2 tRNA genes and 1 rRNA gene are annotated in these 748 nt (G+C 53.9%); all 3 read right to left on the reverse strand.

Annotation, left to right across the window (positions count from 1 at the left end):
• Positions 1 to 224: 224 nt before the first annotated feature.
• Positions 225 to 300: transfer RNA gene (locus FZZ93_RS18180), tRNA-Ala, on the reverse strand.
• Positions 301 to 409: 109 nt separating this feature from the next.
• Positions 410 to 486, reverse strand: a tRNA-Ile gene (locus tag FZZ93_RS18185).
• A 197-nt stretch (positions 487 to 683) separates the two neighbouring features.
• Positions 684 to 748: ribosomal RNA gene (locus tag FZZ93_RS18190) — 16S ribosomal RNA — on the reverse strand; the annotation flags it as partial.

Raw genomic sequence — 748 nt, forward strand, 5'->3', positions numbered from 1 at the left:
TCTTTCGAAAGGAACTGTCAGCAGGATTACATTGTTAAAGAGCGACTGTTCGAAGAACAGTCGGAAGTCATAAGAGCAAAGAAGGAAGAAAGCCCTTCTATTTCTCAAGACTTGCGACTGGTCTTGTCACATAAACTGTTGGGATGGCTTTCCAAGACAAGGCGAAAGTCGGTGACGCATAGTCTACTATGCGAGTCGGCTTTCAACGCCGTATTGGGAAGACGTGGTGGAGCCTACCGGGATCGAACCGGTGACCTCCTGCGTGCAAGGCAGGCGCTCTCCCAGCTGAGCTAAGGCCCCTCTGATGCCCGTCACACGTGACACGGAGAATTTTATTCAGGTCAAGGCGCTTTGGCGCGACGTGTAGTGAACTACACCAGCGTCGAAGCAACGCAGAACTGGATAAAATTGGTGGGTCTGGGCAGACTTGAACTGCCGACCTCACCCTTATCAGGGGTGCGCTCTAACCAACTGAGCTACAGACCCAACACCTATCCTCTCACTGACGGAACACGGTCGGCCTGCCGACCTCACCCTCCTTTCCACAAAGGTCAGGGGGGTGCGCTCTCACCAACTGAGCGAATACCCTAGGGTCACGCTGGGTCTCTACCCAAACAGTCTTTGCTCTGGCCGATCAGGTAATTCATTGTGAGCACTTGCCGAGTGCCGGTGACGTCGTCGATTAAGGAGGTGATCCAGCCGCAGGTTCCCCTACGGCTACCTTGTTACGACTTCACCCCAGTCATGA

Source organism: Halomonas eurihalina (assembly GCF_008274785.1).
GTDB classification, from domain to species: Bacteria; Pseudomonadota; Gammaproteobacteria; order Pseudomonadales; family Halomonadaceae; genus Halomonas; species Halomonas eurihalina.